The 20913-nt window shown below is 41.7% G+C and carries 18 protein-coding genes; 10 read left to right on the forward strand and 8 right to left on the reverse strand.

Annotation, left to right across the window (positions count from 1 at the left end):
• Positions 1 to 354 precede the first annotated feature (354 nt).
• The gene (locus tag GSQ19_RS06170) at positions 355 to 1995 is read right to left on the reverse strand and encodes a DUF6930 domain-containing protein (RefSeq protein ID WP_011317091.1); all 1641 of its coding nucleotides are present in this window, start codon (positions 1993 to 1995) and stop codon (positions 355 to 357) included.
• Between the two features lie 302 nt (positions 1996 to 2297).
• Between GSQ19_RS06170 and GSQ19_RS06175 the strand changes: the two genes are divergently transcribed.
• From GSQ19_RS06175 to GSQ19_RS06185, 3 genes are all read left to right on the forward strand, one after another.
• The gene (locus GSQ19_RS06175; RefSeq protein ID WP_011317092.1) at positions 2298 to 2654 is read left to right on the forward strand and encodes an iron-sulfur cluster assembly accessory protein; all 357 of its coding nucleotides are present in this window, start codon (positions 2298 to 2300) and stop codon (positions 2652 to 2654) included.
• A 78-nt stretch (positions 2655 to 2732) separates the two neighbouring features.
• Positions 2733 to 3155 (forward strand): tetratricopeptide repeat protein, encoded by a 423-nt coding sequence (locus tag GSQ19_RS06180; protein ID WP_010996542.1) that lies wholly within the window; start codon positions 2733 to 2735, stop codon positions 3153 to 3155.
• 244 nt (positions 3156 to 3399) lie between these two features.
• Positions 3400 to 3657, forward strand: a complete 258-nt coding sequence (locus GSQ19_RS06185) for a hypothetical protein (RefSeq protein WP_011317093.1) — start codon at positions 3400 to 3402, stop codon at positions 3655 to 3657.
• A gap of 16 nt (positions 3658 to 3673) precedes the next feature.
• Here the strand turns inward: GSQ19_RS06185 and thyD are convergent, their stop codons facing one another.
• Positions 3674 to 4594 (reverse strand): thylakoid membrane protein ThyD, encoded by a 921-nt coding sequence (thyD, locus tag GSQ19_RS06190; protein WP_011317094.1) that lies wholly within the window; start codon positions 4592 to 4594, stop codon positions 3674 to 3676.
• A gap of 149 nt (positions 4595 to 4743) precedes the next feature.
• Positions 4744 to 5880: a cob(I)yrinic acid a,c-diamide adenosyltransferase gene (locus tag GSQ19_RS06195; protein WP_011317095.1), complete on the reverse strand. Its 1137-nt coding sequence runs from the start codon at positions 5878 to 5880 to the stop codon at positions 4744 to 4746.
• 413 nt (positions 5881 to 6293) lie between these two features.
• Between GSQ19_RS06195 and fraC the strand changes: the two genes are divergently transcribed.
• Genes fraC through GSQ19_RS06210 form a run of 3 tightly spaced genes read left to right on the forward strand, consistent with a single transcriptional unit; the run spans position 6294 to position 8721 of the window.
• Positions 6294 to 6833, forward strand: a complete 540-nt coding sequence (fraC, locus tag GSQ19_RS06200) for a filament integrity protein FraC (protein WP_011317096.1) — start codon at positions 6294 to 6296, stop codon at positions 6831 to 6833.
• A gap of 48 nt (positions 6834 to 6881) precedes the next feature.
• Positions 6882 to 7913, forward strand: coding sequence for a filament integrity protein FraD (fraD, locus tag GSQ19_RS06205; protein WP_011317097.1), 1032 nt, complete (start codon positions 6882 to 6884; stop codon positions 7911 to 7913).
• 34 nt (positions 7914 to 7947) lie between these two features.
• Complete coding sequence (locus GSQ19_RS06210; RefSeq protein WP_011317098.1) at positions 7948 to 8721, forward strand: ABC transporter permease; 774 nt, start codon at positions 7948 to 7950, stop codon at positions 8719 to 8721.
• Position 8722: 1 nt separating this feature from the next.
• On the opposite strand, the gene GSQ19_RS06215 is transcribed toward GSQ19_RS06210, so the two are convergent.
• The 3 genes from GSQ19_RS06215 to GSQ19_RS06225 all read right to left on the reverse strand — a co-directional run bounded on the left by GSQ19_RS06215 (position 8723) and on the right by GSQ19_RS06225 (position 11567).
• Positions 8723 to 9382 carry a pentapeptide repeat-containing protein gene (locus GSQ19_RS06215; protein WP_011317099.1) on the reverse strand — a complete coding sequence of 220 codons (660 nt, stop codon included), beginning with the start codon at positions 9380 to 9382 and terminating at the stop codon, positions 8723 to 8725.
• Between the two features lie 504 nt (positions 9383 to 9886).
• Complete coding sequence (locus GSQ19_RS06220) at positions 9887 to 11251, reverse strand: hypothetical protein (RefSeq protein WP_011317100.1); 1365 nt, start codon at positions 11249 to 11251, stop codon at positions 9887 to 9889.
• Between the two features lie 175 nt (positions 11252 to 11426).
• Complete coding sequence (locus GSQ19_RS06225) at positions 11427 to 11567, reverse strand: hypothetical protein (protein ID WP_158647764.1); 141 nt, start codon at positions 11565 to 11567, stop codon at positions 11427 to 11429.
• 77 nt (positions 11568 to 11644) lie between these two features.
• On the opposite strand from GSQ19_RS06225, the gene GSQ19_RS06230 reads away from it, so the two are divergent.
• Entirely contained in the window at positions 11645 to 12940 is a 1296-nt protein-coding gene (locus GSQ19_RS06230) for an acetyl ornithine aminotransferase family protein (protein WP_011317102.1), read from the forward strand.
• A 28-nt stretch (positions 12941 to 12968) separates the two neighbouring features.
• Here GSQ19_RS06230 and GSQ19_RS06235 read toward each other — a convergent pair whose 3' ends face one another.
• Positions 12969 to 13748, reverse strand: a complete 780-nt coding sequence (locus tag GSQ19_RS06235) for a Uma2 family endonuclease (protein WP_011317103.1) — start codon at positions 13746 to 13748, stop codon at positions 12969 to 12971.
• A 186-nt stretch (positions 13749 to 13934) separates the two neighbouring features.
• Between GSQ19_RS06235 and GSQ19_RS06240 the strand changes: the two genes are divergently transcribed.
• Positions 13935 to 14876, forward strand: coding sequence for a DUF1338 domain-containing protein (locus tag GSQ19_RS06240; protein WP_011317104.1), 942 nt, complete (start codon positions 13935 to 13937; stop codon positions 14874 to 14876).
• A gap of 244 nt (positions 14877 to 15120) precedes the next feature.
• Here GSQ19_RS06240 and GSQ19_RS06245 read toward each other — a convergent pair whose 3' ends face one another.
• A complete protein-coding gene (locus tag GSQ19_RS06245; protein WP_011317106.1) occupies positions 15121 to 16638 on the reverse strand; it encodes a phenylacetate--CoA ligase family protein in 1518 nt (505 codons plus the stop codon).
• A gap of 128 nt (positions 16639 to 16766) precedes the next feature.
• Here GSQ19_RS06245 and GSQ19_RS06250 point away from each other — a divergent pair, with 128 nt between their 5' ends.
• Positions 16767 to 18458, forward strand: coding sequence for a serine/threonine-protein kinase (locus GSQ19_RS06250; protein WP_011317107.1), 1692 nt, complete (start codon positions 16767 to 16769; stop codon positions 18456 to 18458).
• Between the two features lie 64 nt (positions 18459 to 18522).
• Positions 18523 to 20631 carry a serine/threonine-protein kinase gene (locus tag GSQ19_RS06255; RefSeq protein WP_011317108.1) on the forward strand — a complete coding sequence of 703 codons (2109 nt, stop codon included), beginning with the start codon at positions 18523 to 18525 and terminating at the stop codon, positions 20629 to 20631.
• The last annotated feature ends 282 nt before the right edge of the window (positions 20632 to 20913 follow it).

A 20913-nucleotide genomic window follows, 5' to 3' on the forward strand; every position in this document is an offset into this window, starting at 1 on the left:
GATGTTCGTCTAAAAGCGGGGATAAATAGCGAAATCGTCGTTTATTCGCGTTTGGTTGTGGACTTTTCACAAGCGTGGAACTTACGCACCCAGGTTGTCCGTTGAGACTGGGTGTAAGGGTTTTAAGCTTGTGGAAACCCATCTGCAAAGCGGGGATGGGATGTGAAAAGTATTTAATATATATGGTCAAGGAAGATTTTAGGAATGTCCTTCTGCGTTCCTGAAAATCGTTATTTTGAATCTAGATAAGAAAAATAAACGATATAAAACTCTTTTATTTTCTGAAAAGAATGATTTTAAGGAGTATTGCTTCTCGCCTTGTTGCTTGAGTTAAGATTGGTATTGAACCAGATTTTACTCTAATTGAAACTGGGGCATCAGCTGAAGAGTTCCTAGACCTAAATCCTTGGGTGAGAGCGATCGCGCTTCAAATAGAGCCATCATATCTCGTAATTGAGGATTGCCACGGGAAGCACCTGTCAAACCTTTGGCAATAATTAACCCACAGAAGCCTTTGGTATTTTTACAACGTTGATTCCACTTGCGACGAGCTTCTACATGAACAGGGTCATCATCTAAAAATTCGCCAAATAGAAATAATTCACCATTTTGAGTTTGCAGTAAACCCAAGTCATAGCGATCGCCATCAAAGGGATCAGCTCCCGGATTAAAGCAGATAGCTTTGAGTCCTCCGACTGCTTCAATATTTTCGATCACCGTTTTGGCTTTGGGACGAGAGGTTTGAATCAAAATTACGGGTAAACCATCACCTACTTGTTTAAATTCGCCCAGTTGATGATACTTTACTCCTTGACGTAGGTAGTCGAGCATTTCCCAGGACACTACACCCAAACTGAGAAATGAGTCTTCTGGTATTAAGTCATCACGCAGAGAGTGAGACTCGATGGAGGTTAATTCACCAAATTCTTCGTCATCTAATACTAAGTCTGCCATTTCTTCTAACTCTGCGGCGAGTTGTGGCATGGTAGAGACGGTGACAGATACTGCTTTGGTTGTTTCATCGGATGCAGGTAAGGAGATCCGATAACGATGGCTGATATTGGGGAAATCACCACCGGACAACTGACGACGATGGTCACGAATGAAGCGACAAAAACTTTCTAAAGCTAGGAAGACAACAGCTGCTTCCTCATCATATAAGACAGAGCGCAATCCTTCCAATGGATGGATGTTGCCAAAAGTTGGGCTAATTTCTGATAATGCCAAATCAGCTAAATCATCAAATTCATCTTCATCATCAGTATCATCTTCACGCTCAAAAGTGAGGAATAAGCAATCTTGTTTGAGAAAAGCCTCTTCTAAATGACCTTGAGATTCGTCATCATTTAAAACGGCTGCACGAAATCGCTTGAGGGAATCTTCGGAACGATAAAACAAAATTCCATACTCCATCCCCAGCATTCCCATGACTGAGGCGTAGAGTGTACCTACATCCCATTTATTAATTTCTATAGATATGATTTGCTGTTCTTCTAAAAATTCCCAGGGTGCGGCTTGCCAAATAGCATAGGCTTTTTCGTGTAAAGGTTTGGCATACTGTGGAGGAACATCAGGAATTTGACTGTCGATGATTTCTGCAAACCCTCGAAACAGTTCATCAATTAAGGGTAGTTCTGGCGAATAATCGATCGCAATATCCAAATCTTGGAGAACACCACGCAAATAAAATTGAATTTCCCGATCGCGCACGACAATTTTTTGGGGTCGCGCGGGTTTAGCTGGACTGTGGGGATGTTCCATTGCTCGCATTAAGGTGCGAACGATCGCTTCCGGCCCAGTATCTTCTGATATTACATCCATTCCCCGGACAATGCCTTGGGAGCCATCCACCCAGAGAATACAATCGCCCTTGGACTCTGAGTTGAAATTTGGGGTGGGCGATGATGACAACGGACGGCGATCGCCCTCCCATACAGAAGGAATTTGGGTTAATTTCTTCAACCGACGACTGGTAGAGCGATTAAAACTTGTCATAGAGTAGGTTAATCAGAAACAGGCGATGGAAAAGTACACTTTCGGGAATGGCTGGCCATGAAACAAATGTTCTTGGCTTGGTTATAGCTCAGGCTGGAACTCTAAAAATACCAAATCTTTAAACACACTGAGTCTCTCAATTCTAGAATAAAAATATTGCCCTGCTTTTGATAGAGTGTTCACAATTTAGCGATTAGCGTCATCATTGTCGCTAGAATGAATAAAAAAACTAGAAAGATGACCCAAGGGCAATCACTAGCCCGAAGCGGATATTTTACATCATTTAAGGAGTTGAAAAGCGGATGACACAAGCAACTCAGTCTCAACAAAGAGGGATACTGTTGAGCGAAGCCGCTTTGCGGCAAGTAAAGTCCCTCCAAGAAAAGCAAGGTCAAGATTTATGCTTGAGGGTAGGAGTACGCCAAGGTGGCTGCTCTGGGATGTCTTACATGATGGACTTTGAACAGGAAAGCAAGATCACTCCTCAGGACGAAGTTTTTGATTACGATGGCTTCAAAATTGTCTGCGATCGCAAAAGTATTTTATATCTTTATGGCTTAATGCTTGATTATAGCGATGCCATGATCGGTGGTGGTTTCCAATTTACCAATCCTAATGCTACTCAGACCTGCGGTTGCGGTAAGTCGTTTGGGGTGTAAGATTGTCAATTGTCAGTGGTCAGTTGTTAGTTCCGAGTAACTACTGACTAATGACTAATGACTAATGATTAATAACTAATGACTAACACTGTTGATTCCCTGTTTGATACAGGATTAGAACGTTATAAAGCTGGGGAGCCTGCTGCTGATTTGATCCCCGTGTTTAAAGAAGTATGCGATCGCGCTCCCAAAGCCAGCGCCGCTTGGATCTGTCTAGCTTGGTTATATTTGCTGGAGGATAAGCCAAACTTAGCTCTCAAGGCAGCACAAAAAGCTGTAAAAATCAATCCTCAAGACCCACAAGCTAGGGTAAATCTCGCTGTGGCTATGCTAGAAACTGGTCAAAAAGGCTTGCGGCAACATATTGACATTACACAACAATTAATGTTGGTCAATCCCGATTGGCGAGATGAGATTCAAAATAGTATTGCAGATGGTTTAAGCAGAAAACCTGATTGGCAGAGCTTGGCCAAAGTTAAAGGCTGGTTGTTTAATGAATAGTGGCTAGGGAATTGGGGATAGAGACTAGAGGTTAAGCTGTTACGCATTTAAATCGTATATTTCGCACTCAGGTGTCAAAAGTCCACAGTCCACAGTCCAAGCTAGCCTTCAATTCTGGACTCTTGACTATGGACAGCCCTGAAGCAAGAATCTTTGATCGAGGTGCGTATCTCCGATAACTGAATTTTCAGATCATTGTTTCGTCCCCAATCCCCAATCACTCATCCCCAATCCCCACTTTCTTATGAAAGAAAAATTATTAAACTGGCTAAATTTGATTTTAGTAGCAGATGTATTTCTGGTATTGTTAGGCTTTTTTTGGTTTGCGATCGCTGTCATGGGTGAAGCGATCGGCGTTAATCTAGGTCTAGATTTGTGGCACAAACTTTGGCAACCTGTATTTAACCCAGCGATCGGCATTCTGATGGGTGGTGCAATTCTGAGTGGTTTGATTAGTTGGGTATCCCGAAAATTCTTCAAAAAACCAACAACTGACTACTGACCACTGACAAAGAGCATTATTGCAAAATTTCTTGTAAGGCTGGTTGTAAATTCTGATACTGATATTTAATCCCGGCTTCTAAGGCTCGTTTGGGAAGTACTTGTTGACCTTCTAGAACAACGATCGCCCCATCTCCCAAAAGAGCTTCTAGAGCAAAAGCCGGGACAGGTAACCATGAAGGACGGTTCATTACTTGTCCCATCGTTTGGCTTAAGTCAGTCATGCGAACTGGATGGGGTGCAGTAGCATTATATACCCCTTCTAGTTGTGGGTTGGTTAAGGCTTGCACAATCAGATTCACCAAATCATCAATGTGAATCCAAGAAAACCATTGACGACCGCTACCAATTGGCCCCCCAGCATAGAGTTTAAAAGGGGTAATCATTTTTCCTAAAGCACCACCCAACCCTAGAACAATACCTAAACGTAGTATCACTAGGCGAACGCCTGATTGTTTCACTTTTTGGGCTTCTGCTTCCCAAGCTTGACAAACTTGAGCGAGAAAATCCCTACCAGAGGGGCTATTTTCATCAAAGGTAGTGGTTTCACTTGTACCGTAATAACCAATAGCCGAAGCGTTAACTAATACTGTAGGCTTGGGGTTAGCTTTCGCTATGGCTTCGACTATTTTCTGTGTGCCTAGTTGACGACTGTTAAGAATCTCTCGTTTGTGTTCTGGTGTCCAGCGTGCCTCTGCGATGGGTTCTCCTGCCAAGTTGACTACACCATCACAACCGGCAATTACATCTTGCCACGCCCCGGATGTAGTGGGTGTATAAGCAACAATTTCTACATTGGCAAATGTTTGTGCAGGAAAATGCCTGCGAGCCGATGCAGTGTTACGGGTTAAGACAATTATTTGATGACCTTCTTTGTGAAGTCTTTGTACTAGTCGAGTTCCGACAAATCCTGTTGCGCCTGTAATTGCTACTTTCATAATGCACCTCCCCAAACCCTTATTTTAAAGTTTTTTATCAAATTTTCAACTTATGTTGCTAGGATTGGGGACAAGTCAATAGTCAATAGTCAATAGTCAATAGTCAATAGCTAAAGACCTTCATTTTTGACTGTTGACTGTTGACCAACTTAAAAGTCTACGCCCCTTTTTAGTTCTACACCTTGATTGGCATAGTGTTTGTGGCAGTAAACTTCGGAGTGAATACTGGCTAGGTCAAAGTAAGCGGGTTGATTTTGGCAACGTCCAGTAATAATGATTTCAGTGTCGCGGGGTTTACGAAGTAAGGCTTGGACAATTGGCTCTACAGGAAGTAGTTCCAAGTCAACAGTGGGATTGAGTTCATCAAGGATGATGGTTTTGTAGAGTCCAGAGGCGATCGCAACTTTAGCTATTTCCCAACCCCGTTCTGCTTCTACGTAGTCTAATTCTTGTCGAGAATTGCGCCAAACAATCGCATCTCGACCGCAGCGTTGATGATCTACCACTTCCGGGTATGATTGCCGTAAAGCGGCGATCGCTGCATCTTCTGTATAACCGCTACCACCTTTGAGCCACTGCATAATTAATACCCGCGTTGACCCTGGATGGTTAATACCTCTGCCAATCGCTTGTAATGCCTTACCTAAAGCACTGGTAGATTTACCTTTACCTGCACCAGTATAAATTTCAATCCCCTTCATCAAAAGTTCTGTGGCTTTGGGGTGGTGTAAAGGTTTCATTTCTGAGTGTAAATCCGCAATGTCAAGTAATTTTTGCGGCGCACCTCTTCCCGTCGCAATAATTTCTAACTCTTGGGGTTTAGATTTTAATGTCCCCACTACCTCATCTACCGAAAGTAACCCTAAATCGAGGACTGGGTTAATTTCATCCAAGACAACAACAGAATATAAACCAGAAGCGATCGCACCTTTGGCGACATCCCAACCCCGTCCCGCTTCACTACGGTCAAAAGTTGTAATTTCTTCTGGGCCAAAAAATTCTGCTCTCCCGGTGCGTACTTGGTCTATTAAATGGGGGAATCCACGCTGTAATGCAGCGATCGCTCCATCTTCGTCGTAATCTCGTTCGGGTCCTTTTAAAAAGCGTAATAGCAGTACACGATTGGAATTGTTCGGTGCGTTTATTCCTAAGCCTATCGAGCGTAAAACTACACCCAACGCTGCTTGCGACTTACCTTTACCGACACCATCATATACATGAATTTGGCCAGTAAGCCGTTCTGAACGCACTTGTGCCGTGCGGATACCGATGCCGTTCCTTGTCATCTGTTGAAAAGCTGTAACGTGGCAGTTTCCTATCTTACCGGAGGTTAGGGCGCTACGCTCTAAATTCAAAACCTTACACTCTTACACCCTTACACCAATTCAATTAATGATGGCAACACATCATTGGGTGAAGACGCGATTCATCGCGTCTCTACAGATGGTTTATTTGTCGCATTCTTTTTTCAAATTGGTATTACGCCCCTATACCCCTACACCCAGTCTCAACAGAAAATCTGGGTACATAAGTCTTATTAAAGATAAATCGGAGTATACTGGCACACCAAGAGAGTTAATAAGGATTGGGAATTGAAGAGTGAGGATTGGAGAATTATGACTCAGTACTTAGTACTCATTACTCAGCACTCATTATTACGGCTATACTCTCTACAGTTTCCCTTTTTTGTTGAGTGTCTATGTTTGAAGATTTGACTATACCCAGGATTTGGCCGATTGGCGCAATTTTGTTTAACTTGTTGTTTTTACTGATTGCTATTCCCATAGAAGGTTACATCTACCATAAAAGACTCAAATTTGATAAGAAGACTAGTATCTTTTATGCGATCGCCGTCAATAGCTTTTCTGGTGTCATCGGCTGGGTGATATTTTTTTTCGCAGAGCCTGTATTACCAGTACCGATCAAGGCTGAGTTAATTAATTACATATTTTTTAATATTTTTAGATCAACCAATACCCAAGGTATTCTGATTTTAACTACTTTTATCATTTTCTTTTCGACTTTTTTAATGAAATTTTTTCTTTTGAGGCTTTTTGTTTTTACCTTAAGTGAAGATATAGGTAAAAAGCAAGAAGAACCCCAACCATTTTATCGGCAGAAAATCCGTTTCATCAGTAAAATTAGGCTGCAAGATACAAACTTATTAACTACAACACTTATTGCCAATTCATTAAGTTACACCGCCATAACTATTATTTTATTGATACGCAATAGGTAAGCAAAATCAAGGTTATTCGTAATACAAAAATACAAAGGTAGGTAAATTGTGAATTTATTATTCAAAGACCTTTTTGGGATATTTAAAATTTTTGAAGATGTTTATGAGCGGGTCAGAAAAATATTAGTCCCAACCACAGCTTATTCTTGGCAGACATTCATTTATTTGAGTGTATTTTCTTGGGTAATGTCCTATTTTGCTACAGGTTATATCAGAGATATAATTGCCCTTTGCGGTTGGTTGTTTTTAATTGCAGGTACAGCTTGGTACACAACGGATGATCCGTTAAGAGTTCCTGGGACTTTCATGCCAGTGGGAGCGGTGATTACAGGATTTTTAGTTAGTGTGTTTGCTTTCAGTAATCAAGAAGATGTTATTACATCTAGAACAGTTGTACTTTGGCCGACAATATCAGCATTAATCACGGCAATTCCTGAATTTATTGAAGGAAGCGACACTGACTCTAAAACTCGGATTCCTAAACCAGATGCACGGCAAAAAATCATTGTTTTAGTTGCTAGTTGTATGATGATAAGTTGCTGGCTTCAGTTTTACTTTGTTCTAGATAAATGGTTACAAGAATATCCTAGTTTATTAGCTGAAAACTTTGGGCGTAGTACTTTTGTAATTACCAGAGAAGAGCAACAAAAAATTCCTACTAATGGAGTTGTAATTTTAGATAGACTGCAACCATTAGTTGAGGAACAAATCGCTGAAAAACCTTGGTCAGAGGTTGAAAGATGGCTCCTGGAAGCAAATGTTAGAGTTGGTCAATTAGGTAGGGAAGTATTAAATAATAACTTGGCACAATATGAAGAAAAAGCACTCTGGCGTGTTGAGCCGCGTGTAGTTAATAATAAGTCAGGTTACAGGTTAGATTTACTCAGCATTTGGACAGGCCCGACGGCTAATCCTCGTGGTTATTTTCTGCGGAAATCATGCCAAATTGACCCAGTGGCAACAACACCAATTAATACTACTACTAACAGTAGAACACCGGAGGAGAAAAAAGCCGTTGCAGAAATACAATGCGATCGCTTGAATAAATTATTCTCAGGTGCAGCACCACCGCAGCAGTAAGGGATTGGGTATTGGGTATTGGGGAGGATAAATTATGATGAGAACTTTTGTAATTGCTAAGAATGTATTTCAGGAAGTGGTACGCGATCGCATCCTGTATATTATCGGTTTTTATGTCTTGCTGTTGGCTGTGGCTATCCGGGCTTTGCCTGAGTTTGCTGCATCAACTGAAGATAAAATGTTTCTAGATTTCGGTTTGGCGGCGATGAGTGTCATCAGTTTGATTATCGCTGTCTTTGTGGGTACAGGATTGATTAATAAGGAAATAGATAAAAGAACTATTTTGTTGTTAATTGCTAAACCTGTAAGCCGTGGAGAAATTATCACGGGGAAATTTTTTGGTTTATCGTCCGTACTGACTGTTTTAGTTGTCAGTATGACGGCAATTTATTTACTCTTTTTGCAATTTGGCAATATTCCCCATACAACGCCGAGTATTTTAATTGCCGTCTTGTTTTTATGTTTGCAGTTATCTTTGATAACGGCTGTAGCTATTACCTTCGGGGTTTTTACTAGCTCCTTACTGGCTATAGCTTTAACTTTTGCCGTGTATCTTATGGGAAATATTACTCAGAATATAGTAGAGTTTAGCCGCCTTAGTCGTAACCCTGCAATGGAAGGTATTAGTCAGATTTTATATCTGATATTGCCAGATTTATCTCGATTAGATTTAAAAAATGATGCTGTTTACGGTATGCAGGCACTACCTGACACGATCGCACTCATGGGTAATGCTGTCTATGGTTTTGTATATATTGCCATGTTATTGGCGATCGCTATTTCCCTTTTCTCACGTCGGGAGTTTTAAATTATTCCCAAATCACTATTTGGGGATTGCAGATTTTACCATCAGGCATAATGGTATCGTGTAACTTAGCTAAAGCTATTTTTGTTCCTTCTAGGTTGGCATTAGTTAAGTTGGCTTTGGTCAAATTTGCCCATGTCAGGTCAGTGTTAGTGAAGTTGACCCCTGTTAAGTTAGCTTCTAGTAGTGTGGCTCCAGATAACTTTGCATCTGTCAAATTAGCTCTGGATAGATTGCCCTCAATTAAAGATGTCTCTACTAATGTGCCTTGAGTTAGGTCAGCTTCACGTAAATCAGCCGCGCATAAAGAAGCACCCCAAAGATTAATATTACGACATTGCGATCGCCATAACAAAGCTCCACACAAATTCGCTTGTGTTAAATCGGCATCTGTCAAATTAGCTTCTGATAAAACAGCTTCATGCAACTTAGCCTCACGCAAATTAGCTTGCATTAAGTTTGCTTCAGTCAGGTTTGCACCCGTAAGAATACAACCAGACAAATTGGCAAAACTTAAATCTGCCCCTATTAAGTTAACACCACTTAAATCAACTGTACTTAAGTCAATTCCACTCAAATTACAGCCATTAAAATCTCGACGCGGACAAAGTTTATCTTTGATTTGACTCAGGAGTAATGCTTGTGGTTCAGCAAAATTTCTCATGTTATTCACCTGCGAGTGTCAATGAGCAAACAAGACTATTATGAAAGATACTGTATAACGAGATTACACCCTGAAAGCTAAATGAACATAGCAAAATTTTCCTAAAAAATAGAATTTATTTTGCTATTCTGCAAAATTCCTTTAGTTCAGCCATTTTAACAACATAGATAGCTGATCAAAGTCATGAAACACTGATACAGAACTGACGCAACTGGCACAATAGTAGAGTCCATCAGGTATGGAAAATCCTCTGTACAAAATTATTAGGACTGACGCACCCTAATACCCATTCTCTATGAAGTTGCGCCAAATAAATGATGTAGAGACGTTGTGTGCAACGTCTCTACAGTACAGAATAAATGGCATCTTCATCAAGAAACAGTATCAAGTTAGTTTGATTATGACACTTGCCTAAGTCCTATAATAATGACAAAGGTAATTGGTAATGAGTGACTAGATAATCAGCACTCATCACTCATAGACTATTTATGCAGATTTTAGGTTTCATTTTTTCACCAAAAAATATGCTGTGGCATATTCAGGTAACTGCCGAATATATTGCCTAAAAGAGTTTTGGCTGGGAAAAATTCCAGCTAGAAAATCAAGTTGGTATAAATTAGGTAAAAATGCTCCACCTGTATCTGCAATAACTCCCATTTGTAATTGCTTACGTCCACCTTGCGTATGCTCTAACAAAACTACTCTACCTAAGCCAATATTTAAAACATCTCCGGCAAAAGTAACTCCTGGCTTAACGGAAATTTTAGCGTCTATCTTGTGTCCGTAACCTTTAATTGCATCAACTTGCCGAAAATACCAATAACGCTTTTGTGATGTGGCTTTTAATCCACGGACATAAGACATCCCGTTATTTCTATCCACGTTAAAAAATGCTCTAGAGCCATCAGTAAAATTTACGAGAATTGTCCCTTGCATTAAAGCTTCTTCGAGTCCATTTCTGGTTAAATAAGCCAGAGGTTCAACTTTGCCAAATTCCTTACCACCCGGTTCATAAATGCCAGATAAAACATCCTGTTTTGTATATCTGGTATAAAATTTGTCGGTAATATTATTGTCTTTTAAACTATAAATTGGTGTGTTAAAAGTTGCTGTGCGTTTTCGAGAGCCTGGGTGAGTAAATACAGCATATTTTGTCAATCTCAATTGCTTTTGTACTTGATTTTCTGGGTTATATGCTGTCCATTTAATGACTCGGAAGTTGCGGTTGATAAAGTTAGGATTTTGTAACCGAGTGATGCGATTTTTGGCGATGTCTTCCTTGAGGACTTCAATCATGAAGTCCAGAGTCTTGAGGATATCTTCTGTTGTGACTTTTTGCGTACTCAGTAATCCGGGACGTAAAATATCTGGGTCGTCTGAACCGTGTTCTTGAAAGTATTGCCTTGTGTTGACAAGGACTGTTAATAAATCTGATTGATTAACATTAACTTTAGCCGTCGGTAATTGTACTGGAGACAAAATTTGATTACCATTGACGCTAAATTTATACTTTCTCCACTCATCAATAATAGGATAAGTGATAGATGTTGTGGCTACATCGGGAGTTGAGTCAGGCGTATTTTGTGGCGTTATCTGTTGGGAAGATGTTCCCACCTGATTAATTCCTGTTTTTTGCCCCAAAGAGGTATTTATTGGGGGATTATGAATAGTTGCTTGAGTTACCCTGAGTTGAGATTTATTAGCTATTACCTGTTGATTTAAGTCGAAACTTTTATCCTCTAGAGATTTTTGGTCTGGCTGTTTAGCTTGGGAGTAACTATCATATATAGTACTACTCGCTATACCCACCAGTGATAAAGCTGCAACACCTAGCAAGAGTCTCATTTTTGGGCTGAACAGGATACTCATAAATTGCCAACAAATTTCCCAATACTAATTTGATAATGCGCTTTTAAGGCATTTGACAGGGCATCAAAGCTCTCCCACTTCTAGGGAGAAAATCAGCCTAACGTCACATTATAACCTGCATACTGATGACTAAACTTTCATTCCTATTCTTGAGCCTTTGACTATAGTCTGTCTACTAGCCAATATAAACACTCAGTAATTGGGGGAAATGCAGATTGCTGAGGAATCTTTCTAGAGATTCGTGAAAAATTGTTTGTATTTTTTGACGATCGCAATCATATATTCTTGTCGGTTTGTCAATTACTAAGTTATACACATAGAGAATCACACACTACTGTTAAGAATTACACTGGGTAGTTTAATTATCCGGATACAGAAATACCTGAAAACAAAATGTTAAGTATCCCTATTAATCAACATTTGCCTCATACACCTCATTTGGTGACATCATTACCGGGGCCTAGAGCTAAAGCAATTGTAGAACGCGATCGCGCTGTTACTTCTCCTTCTTATACCCGCGACTATCCCTTGGTGGTGAATCGTGGTGAGGGCTGTATGGTGGAAGATGTGGATGGCAATGTATTTTTAGATATGACAGCAGGTATCGCCGTCACCGCCACCGGACACGCCCACCCAGAAGTAGTCAGGGCAATTCAAGAACAGTCGGCGCGTCTCATACATATGTCGGGGACGGATTTCTATTATGAGCCGATGGTGGAACTAGCGGAAAACCTAGCCAGCCAAGCCCCTTTTGTTCATGATACAAAGGTATTCTTCACCAATTCCGGTGCAGAGTCCAACGAAGGAGCCATCAAACTAGCTCGATATTACACCAAGCGATCGCTCATCATCGCTTTTTTAGGCGCATTCCACGGACGCACCTACGGGGCTATGTCTTTGACTGGTTCTAAAACTGTACAGCGTGCCAATTTTGGGCCGTTAGTACCAGGGGTGACTCACATTCCCTACGGCACTCACGCTAGCCTAGATTACTTAGAAAACAATTTATTGACTACAATCATCCCTGCCCATGAAGTAGCGGCTATTGTTGTTGAACCAATCCAGGGAGAAGGCGGTTATATTGTGCCAGAGGATGGATTTTTGCAGAGAATCCGTAATATCTGCGATCGCTATGGCATATTAATGGTAGTCGATGAAGTGCAATCAGGTATGGGGCGCACCGGCCGCTTATTTGCCATTGAGCATTGGAATGTCACACCTGATATTATTACCACCGCCAAAGGTATCGCTAGCGGGATGCCCTTGGGAGCGATTTTAGCCCGTGCTGAATTGATGACTTGGCCTCCCGGTTCCCACGCCACCACATTCGGCGGCAATCCGGTAGCTTGTGCGGCGGGTATTGTCACCCTCAAACTACTCGAAAGTGGCTTGATGGATAACGCCACCCAAATGGGTGAATTATTACAAACTGGTTTAACTCAATTGCATCAACAATTCCCCAGAATGTCCTTACCTAGAGGTAAAGGATTGATGGTGGCGGTGGATTTATTAGATGAAGACGGTAATTTTGATTCTAAGTTGCGCGATCGCATCATTCAAGAGGCCTTCTATCACGGACTGTTATTACTGGGTTGTGGTAAAGCTGCAATCCGTTTCTGTCCACCGCTAGTTATCAACCGTGAACAAATCCAAACCACTCTGGATATCCTCGCGGAAATTTTAAGATAAGTTCTACTTTTGACGGAAAACTCACATTTTATAGATTATCAGGGTCAATATTCAATTCTCGCAACTTAGCGGCTAGGCGTTCAGCACGTTGCTTTTCTTGTTCAGCACGCAGTGTTTCTTGTTCAGCACGTAGTGTTTGCTGTTCCGCGCGCAATGTTTCCTGTTGTGCCAATTCTTCAGGTGTTGGTACTAACTGTCCTTCTGCTGTGAAATAGCGTAACTGATTGTTCTGCACACCCAAGTGTAAATCTAACTGCTGACTCCATAACCAACCTTGGGGATTTGGTTCTATAGGTTGATAATGACCATCTACTAAATGAAATCCGACAAATTCTAAATTATTGGGGTCAAACCAAAAATATTCTGGTGTGCGAAAGATATCTTGATAAATTTGCTTTTTTAAATCTTTATCCGTGGCTTTTGTCGAAGGTGACAGCAATTCAACAATGATATTGGGATACTTACCGTCTTCTTGCCAGATTACCCAACTTTTGCGTGGTTTCTTGTCGCATCCTCGCACCACAAAAAAATCAGGGCCGCGAAAGTCCTCTGATTTGAGTTGACGTTGGCTATAATAAATTGTCAAATTTCCCGCCGCATAAAAGTCATTGCGGTTTTGCCACCACAATTCTAAGCACTGTAATAACAGAATAATCTGGCGTAGATGTAAATCGCTTTCCAATGGTGGTTCGTGACTTTCAATATCTCCTGGCGGAAATATTATATCTTCTATTGGTTGGTCACTTTCAATATCTCCTGGCGGAAATATTATACCTGCTACTGGTTGTAAATCTTGGGCGATTGACATGACTTAATTGGGGCTAAGGGTGATATACGAGGATGGGATGCACAGGTGTTATTACTATCATAATCTGGCTGATCTCTAGTTCTCAGTTATGATCGAATCTACTTACAGTCTTACCAATATTCTGTTTAGGTGTGATTTTTCCTGCTGAATGACTAAACTGTGCTTAAGCCTCTACAGTTAATCATCATGTCACCGAAAACCGCACTCAATCTTTTTTCATTATTGTGGCAAAACTATAGCGCCAGAGTTCCTTATGCACGTACTTATGAGCAAATGATTACTGCGGCTGGTGGAACTGTGGCTAATGACCATATTGCTTTTCGGTCGTTACGTTTATTGGTAGATAGCCCACGAGGTAAAGTAAATCTGGGTATTAACTATCTGTCTCAAATAGCTGAAGCTTTGGGTTACGAACCTGCGGGAGAATATAACTTTCCCCAAACTCATCTTTATGCCCGTCACTATCGTCATCCTCAACAAATAGAGTTTGATTTACCTAAGTTATTTATCAGCGAATTAATTGTTGATGAATTGCCAGATAATATTATCCAACTCATTACTCAAACAGTCTCTACCGTTGCTGATGAATTTACTTCGCCTCTAACTTATTTCTCACCAGCAGAAGGAAACGACGGAGTTATTGCCCAACAATTGCAAAAGTTTTTCACCCGTCCTTGGATGACTCCTCGACGTTCTGTGGTGGAAGCAGTTAATCAAGTTACTCAATATGGTGCATGGGTATTGTTACACGGCTATGCTGTTAACCACTTTACAGGCTATGTTAATCGCCATCAAACTCCAGAATATGCAGATATAGATGATACTGCCCGTGGTTTGGCTAATTTGGGTGTACCTATGAAGGCAGAAATTGAAGGCGATGTTACCTGGGGTTTGCGTCAAACAGCAACCCAAGCAGTTAAGGAAATGGTAACAGTTATAGATGATATTAGTGGTCAAGAAGTCGAAATTCCTTGGACTTACGCCTATTACGAAATAGCCCAACGTTATCCCCTACAAGTGGAACCTGGAAAAGAGAAGCTATTTGATGGTTTTCTGGGAAATAATGCCCAACAGCTATTTGAAATGACTAGACTGGTTGAGTGCGATGCCGCAAAGATAGGGAAATAATAAGGTTGAAAAGCATTGTATGCGATCGCCATTGCGCTAGGAAATGATTTATCACGCAGAGGAGGACACTTGCGTGGGCGGGTTCCCGAATTGAGCAAAGTGTCTGTCGCGCAGAGGCGCGGAGAGTTATACCAATTAGAAAAAAGAATGGGACAAATAAACCATCTGTAAAGACGCGATAAATCGCGTCTTCTTCACCCAAGGATGTGTTGCAATCATTAATTGAATTGGTATTAGGAGAGAATTATTGGCGTGTATAGCGATGTTTTACACCGATGGGGAAATATTCGTGATCGCCCATTGGTGCTAGGGCTATCTGTGGTGTTTGATATTCTGGGGGGACATAGTTGGCAAATTCACCGTTCAGGCGCAATAGTTGGGTGAGAATTGATGTGGCTATGGTTTGGCGTTTGTCTTCGCTATCTTCTACCCCTGGTGCTAGTTCTACAACTACGGATAAAAAGCGGTTTTTGTCAGCGTCTTCTTTTACTTGCAAGACGAATTTACCTGTTACCCATGCTTGAATAACTGGTTGTTCTAAACCGACGGAGATGTTTTCCGGGTAAATATTGGCTCCAAAATAAGAGACTGTAAAGTTTGAGCGTCCAAAGACGTAGACGAAGGGTAGTTGATTAATTCCTCTAGAAGGGTTGGGAGTAGTAGCAGCAAGGGTTTCTAGGGGATTAAAGCCCCAATTGGCGAGGAATTGGAGCATAGCATCATAACTGATGATTCCGCCTGTGTCTAAGATGTTGTAGCGGATGAGGGGAACACCGTTGTTACCAGAAAAGAGTAATTGACCGTCTTGGACTTGAAAAAAGCGGTTAACTGGGTCATATTGTACCAGGGTAGGTAAGCGGGATTCACCAAATAAAGCTTTGGCTGCTTCGGGATTTTGGGCTAAAAAGCGGCGAATGCAAATACTTAAGGGTGTTTCGTTCCCCAACACACCCGCATCGGCTGTACCGTAAAGTGATGCTGAGTCATAACAAGGGTTTTGGGAACCCACTCTTTCCCCAACTAAACTACGCCATTCCTCACTGAATACTTCCCCCGCCATCACCAGTTTAATTTGATAGCGTTGCCACTCCACACCACGGGCAATTCCTGTATCAATCACATCTTTGAGGAATGGTGGATATCCCAACAGCACCACTTGGTCAAAATTACCACCGAGTTCCTGCACTACCCGTAAAATATCTTCTTTATTATTACCCGGTGTAATGACGGTGATGAGGTAGCCTTTACTGGCAAGATAACGACAGCAATTAGTAGTAAACATACCACCCACCCATGTACCTAAAGTGAAACAAATCACTGCTAGGGTGCGTCTGGTGTCAGCAGCAAAGCTATCGTGAAAAATCTGCTCAAAGCGTGTAGCGATTTGCAGTTCATCAGTGAAGAAACGAGGCCAAAATGTGGGTTTACCTGTGGAGCCAGAGGAAGCAGCTATCATATCGCAACCAGACAAATTGCCGTGGCGACACAAGTCAGTCAGAGGATAACGAGAAATATAATTATCTTTAGCGATCGCAGGTAATCTGCCAAAATCCTCTAAAGTTTGAATAGCAGCAGCATCAATTCCTCTTTCTGCTAAAAAAGCCTGATACGCAGGTACATGAGCCACTACATCATGAAATAAACTTAAAACTGCTGACTCATCAGAGGTTCCGATATGTTCTTTCAGTAAAGATTCCAGGGAAGTAGAAACAAAATCTCCCCAAGCCTCAATCACGTCTTTTCTTCTAGATTCTTGATTCATAATGCACCTAGTCAATAGTTAATAGTCAATAGTCAATAGTCAACACTCCGCATCTTTAGAGAATATTCGTAAATGCGACTACAGTTGTTGTAGTAATTTAGAAAAACCCTTACCTATCCTTCAGCATCATGCAGGTTTATTGCAGTAAGCAACACGCAAATAATGGCGGTAATCGTTTTTGTACTCACTGTGGTGAGCCTTTACCGCTTGCTGTGAAGCAAGTTGTAGATAATCGCTATCGCATCATACGTCAATTAGGACAGGGTGGTTTTGGACGCACTTATTTAGCTGAAGATATTAAAAAATCTCATAAAACTTGTGTACTGAAGGAATTTGCACCCCAAGTAGAACACAAAGAGGATTTACAAAAAGCCAAGGAGTTGTTTGAGCGAGAAGCAAATGTTCTCAAGAAACTCCAGCATTCCCAGATTCCCCGTTTTCACGGTTCCCTACAAGCCAAGATTGGTACTAAAGATTTCTTCTTTTTAGTACAAGATTATGTGGAGGGTGATAATTATCTCCAACTTTTAGAACAGCGTCAAACTCAGGGGAAAACTTTTACTGAAGAAGAAGTGATTACTCTATTACGGCAAATTTTACCTGTTTTGATTTATATTCACTCTCAAAACACTGTTCACCGCGATATTTCCCCCGATAATTTGATTTTGCGCCGTTCTGATAATTTACCAGTACTCATTGACTTTGGCGGTGTGAAACAATTACCAGCGTCTCAGGGTTTCTGGTCTACCAAGTTGGCTGGTAATAATACTTTGTTAGGTAAAAAAGGTTACGCACCAGAGGAACAACTACGTCAGGGAAAAGTATTTATAAACAGCGATTTATACTCTTTGGCGGTGACGGCTCTAGTCTTACTCACAGGTAAAGAACCACAAAAATTATACGACAGCTATCAGGGTGTTTGGCGTTGGGGGAAAGAAATCAACGCCAGTATTCAACTAGAATCTGTGTTAAAAAGGATGCTTGCTTATAAGCCAGGCGATCGCTATCAAAATGCAGCACAAATCCTCACCGACTTACCCTCACCCTCATCCCTCACTAAGCCGCCAACTACCCATCTCACTAAGATTAAGACGATGGTAGTGTCTCCCGGACGCAAGGTAACAGTTCTCGCGGGTAAACTACACAACAAAACTCAAGCAGTGAGCCAAAAGTTACCTTTACCTGTTTGGCTACGTCCTTTCGCCGTTAGTTTTGGGGGAACAGCTTTAGTTGTCTTAACTGGTGCAGGTACTTGGGCATTAGTAAATTCCGTAGTTCGAGGGGTATCTTCAATCACGATTCCTTCGATTTCCTTACCCGAATTACCATCCTTACCCAACCCACTAGCCCAACCAGTCAGCGACAAAAACAAAACTAGTAGCAGTGAAGTTCTCAGCCGTCGTCAACAGCTAGAAATCCCCGAAACATTTTTTATTCAGATCACAGATAGCTTATTCTATGCTCAAAAGCCAGAATTAAAAGGACGTAGCCTCACATCAAAACCAGAAGATGCACCGCTAAGAGATCAATGGCACGCTGTCGCTGGTGAATTTTTGAATAAAATAGAACAAGCGAACCTCAGTACAGCAGCTCGGCGCAAACTGGGAAGCTATACCCAAAAAGACTATGAAAACTGGAGAAGACAAGCACGTTCTGGACAACTAGGAAATTACACAGCTAGCCAACTAAATAAAGACACAAATGAAAAATTTGATCAGTTGTTTCCTGGTCAGCAGCGTGGGAAACTGAATCAACAAACTTTTGGTCAAGTTTGGTATGCGATCGCAGCTGATCAAGTAAGTAAAGCACAATCTAAGTAGGGTAATTGATAATTGGTAACTACTGACAACTGACTATGGACTAATGACTAATGACTAATGACTAATGACTAAATTATATTGTTCAAAAGGACACGAGAATTACCCAGGGACTCGGTTCTGTCTTAAGTGTGGGGAGAAGTTGGTGGATAATTTTTTTACACAGGGAATTCAACCTGGGTTAACTTTAAGTGATCGCTATCTGATTGTACGTCAAGTTGGTCAGGGGGGATTTGGGCGCACTTATTTAGCTGAAGATATTAACCGTTTTCGTGAACTTTGTATTTTAAAAGAATTTTCACCCCAAGTTCAAACAGCCTACGTCTTACAAAAAGCTGAGGAGTTGTTTCAACGGGAAGCCAAGGTTCTCCATCAGCTACAACATCCCCAAATACCCCGCTTTCGAGAAATATTTCGTGTCAATCTAGCCGGTAAAGAATATCTATTTTTAGTTCAAGATTATGTAGAAGGGGAAACTTATAGTGGGTTATTAAATCAACGCATACAGCAAGGGTTACGGTTTACAGAAGCAGAAATCCGTCAACTGTTGCAGCAAATTCTCCCAGTTTTGGACTATATCCATTCTCTGGGTGTGATTCATCGTGATATATCCCCAGATAATCTCATTCTTCGCAGTGTTGACAAGCTACCAGTATTGATTGATTTTGGTGGTGTCAAACAAGTAGTAGCCGTTGTTGCATCTCAATATTATCAACCAGGTGTAGTTGCATCTCCTCCAGCCGCTACCCTACTAGGTAAAGTGGGATTTGCACCACCAGAACAGATGCAAACTGGAAATGTCTCTCCCCACAGTGATTTATATGCTTTGGCGGTCACGGCAGTAGTTTTACTGACTGGAAAACAACCACAGGAATTACTTGATACATATAACTTATCTTGGAATTGGCGACGAGAAATTAGCCTTAGTCCAATTTTTGGGCAAGTATTAGATAAAATGCTGGCGGCTAGACCAGGCGATCGCTATCAGTCTGCCCAGCAAATATTACACGCGCTTAACCCAGCACCAGTCAATTATCCCCCCACTCAACCCCCCATACCAACACCCCTTCCCACACCACCACCTGTTTCTACACCCGATACAATTGCCGTAGCCCCATCCCTTCCCACTCCTGACATTTCCCCCGCACCCCAAAGGAAAAACTGGTTGATACCAACCGCCGCATTCTTATTAGTCGGTACTGTTGGCTTAGTTTGGTTAGGAATGAGTAACAGCGATCGCAACTCTATCTCAGTTGACCCCACTCCCACCCCCACAGAGACACAACCCACCAACCCCCTAGATAAATACTCCCCCGCAGAACGGCAACGCAAACAAACATTGAACGATCGCCGTCAACAGTTGGGTATAGATTTTAACTTTTACATTAATGTAGTCAATCAAATTTTCTGGGACAGAAACCCTAGTGAACGGGGACGCACCCTCAGCGATGGGGCAGAAGATGAAAACTTACGGACCGAATGGGATGCAGTCGCCGCCGAATTGTTAGATAAACTCAAACCCCTGAGTAATCGGGCTAGACGACAACTAGGTACTTATACTGCCGCAGAACGCGATCGCTGGAAAGTAGAAGTCAATCAAATCAACGTTGGTAGCCGTTCTTTATATGATTTAGGTGATGCAGCCTTCTTCAGAGCATTTCCTGAACAGAAGGGTAAAAACTTTATCGAACAACCAATTGGACAAGTTTGGCAAGCCTTTGTCAGTGATAAACTGAGTGCGATCGTTGCTGGTACTGTCTTTCAAAAGATTGTCTTTGATCCAGGCGCTACAAGTAAAACAGTCAGTGGCACTCTCCAGCCTGCTGGCGGTAGAGTTTTTATTGCTGACTTAGCTCAAAACCAATCTCTAGAATTGCAGCTACAAGCCAACTCCAAAGTTTTATTATCGGTATATTCCCCCTCAGGAAAAACCATATTTTTAGAAGATTCTGAAAAACGCAGCTTATCAACTGAACTCCCAGAATCGGGATTTTATGAGTTCGTTGTCGTGTCTACTGCATCCACATCCGCAGATTATCAACTCACCCTCACAGTAGAAAATCCCACCCCGCCACCAGAACCGACACCAACCCCCAGCGAAACGACCACGCCTACACCAACTCCCAGTGAAACGCCCACAGAAACGCCCACACCTACACCAACTACAGCACCGTAATTTTACGTGAGTTTGCTAAATTCGGAATAACACCTCTCCATAGCTTGCTACTCTACGAGTTCTCCGCAGGAGTACCCGCAGGGTACCTCTCTCCGAAACCTACGGTGTACACACAAGCCTGATCAACCTTGCCTCATAACGTTTTGATCCCCCCTAACCCCCCTTAAAAAAGGGGGGAATTATAATTAAAGTCCCCCTTTTGAAGGGGGATTTAGGGGGATCGAACCACATTTTGTACCCAGCACAAAGATGTGTGTATGCCGTAGGCTATTTTGAATTTTG

The organism is Trichormus variabilis 0441, assembly GCF_009856605.1.
Taxonomy (GTDB): domain Bacteria; phylum Cyanobacteriota; class Cyanobacteriia; order Cyanobacteriales; family Nostocaceae; genus Trichormus; species Trichormus variabilis.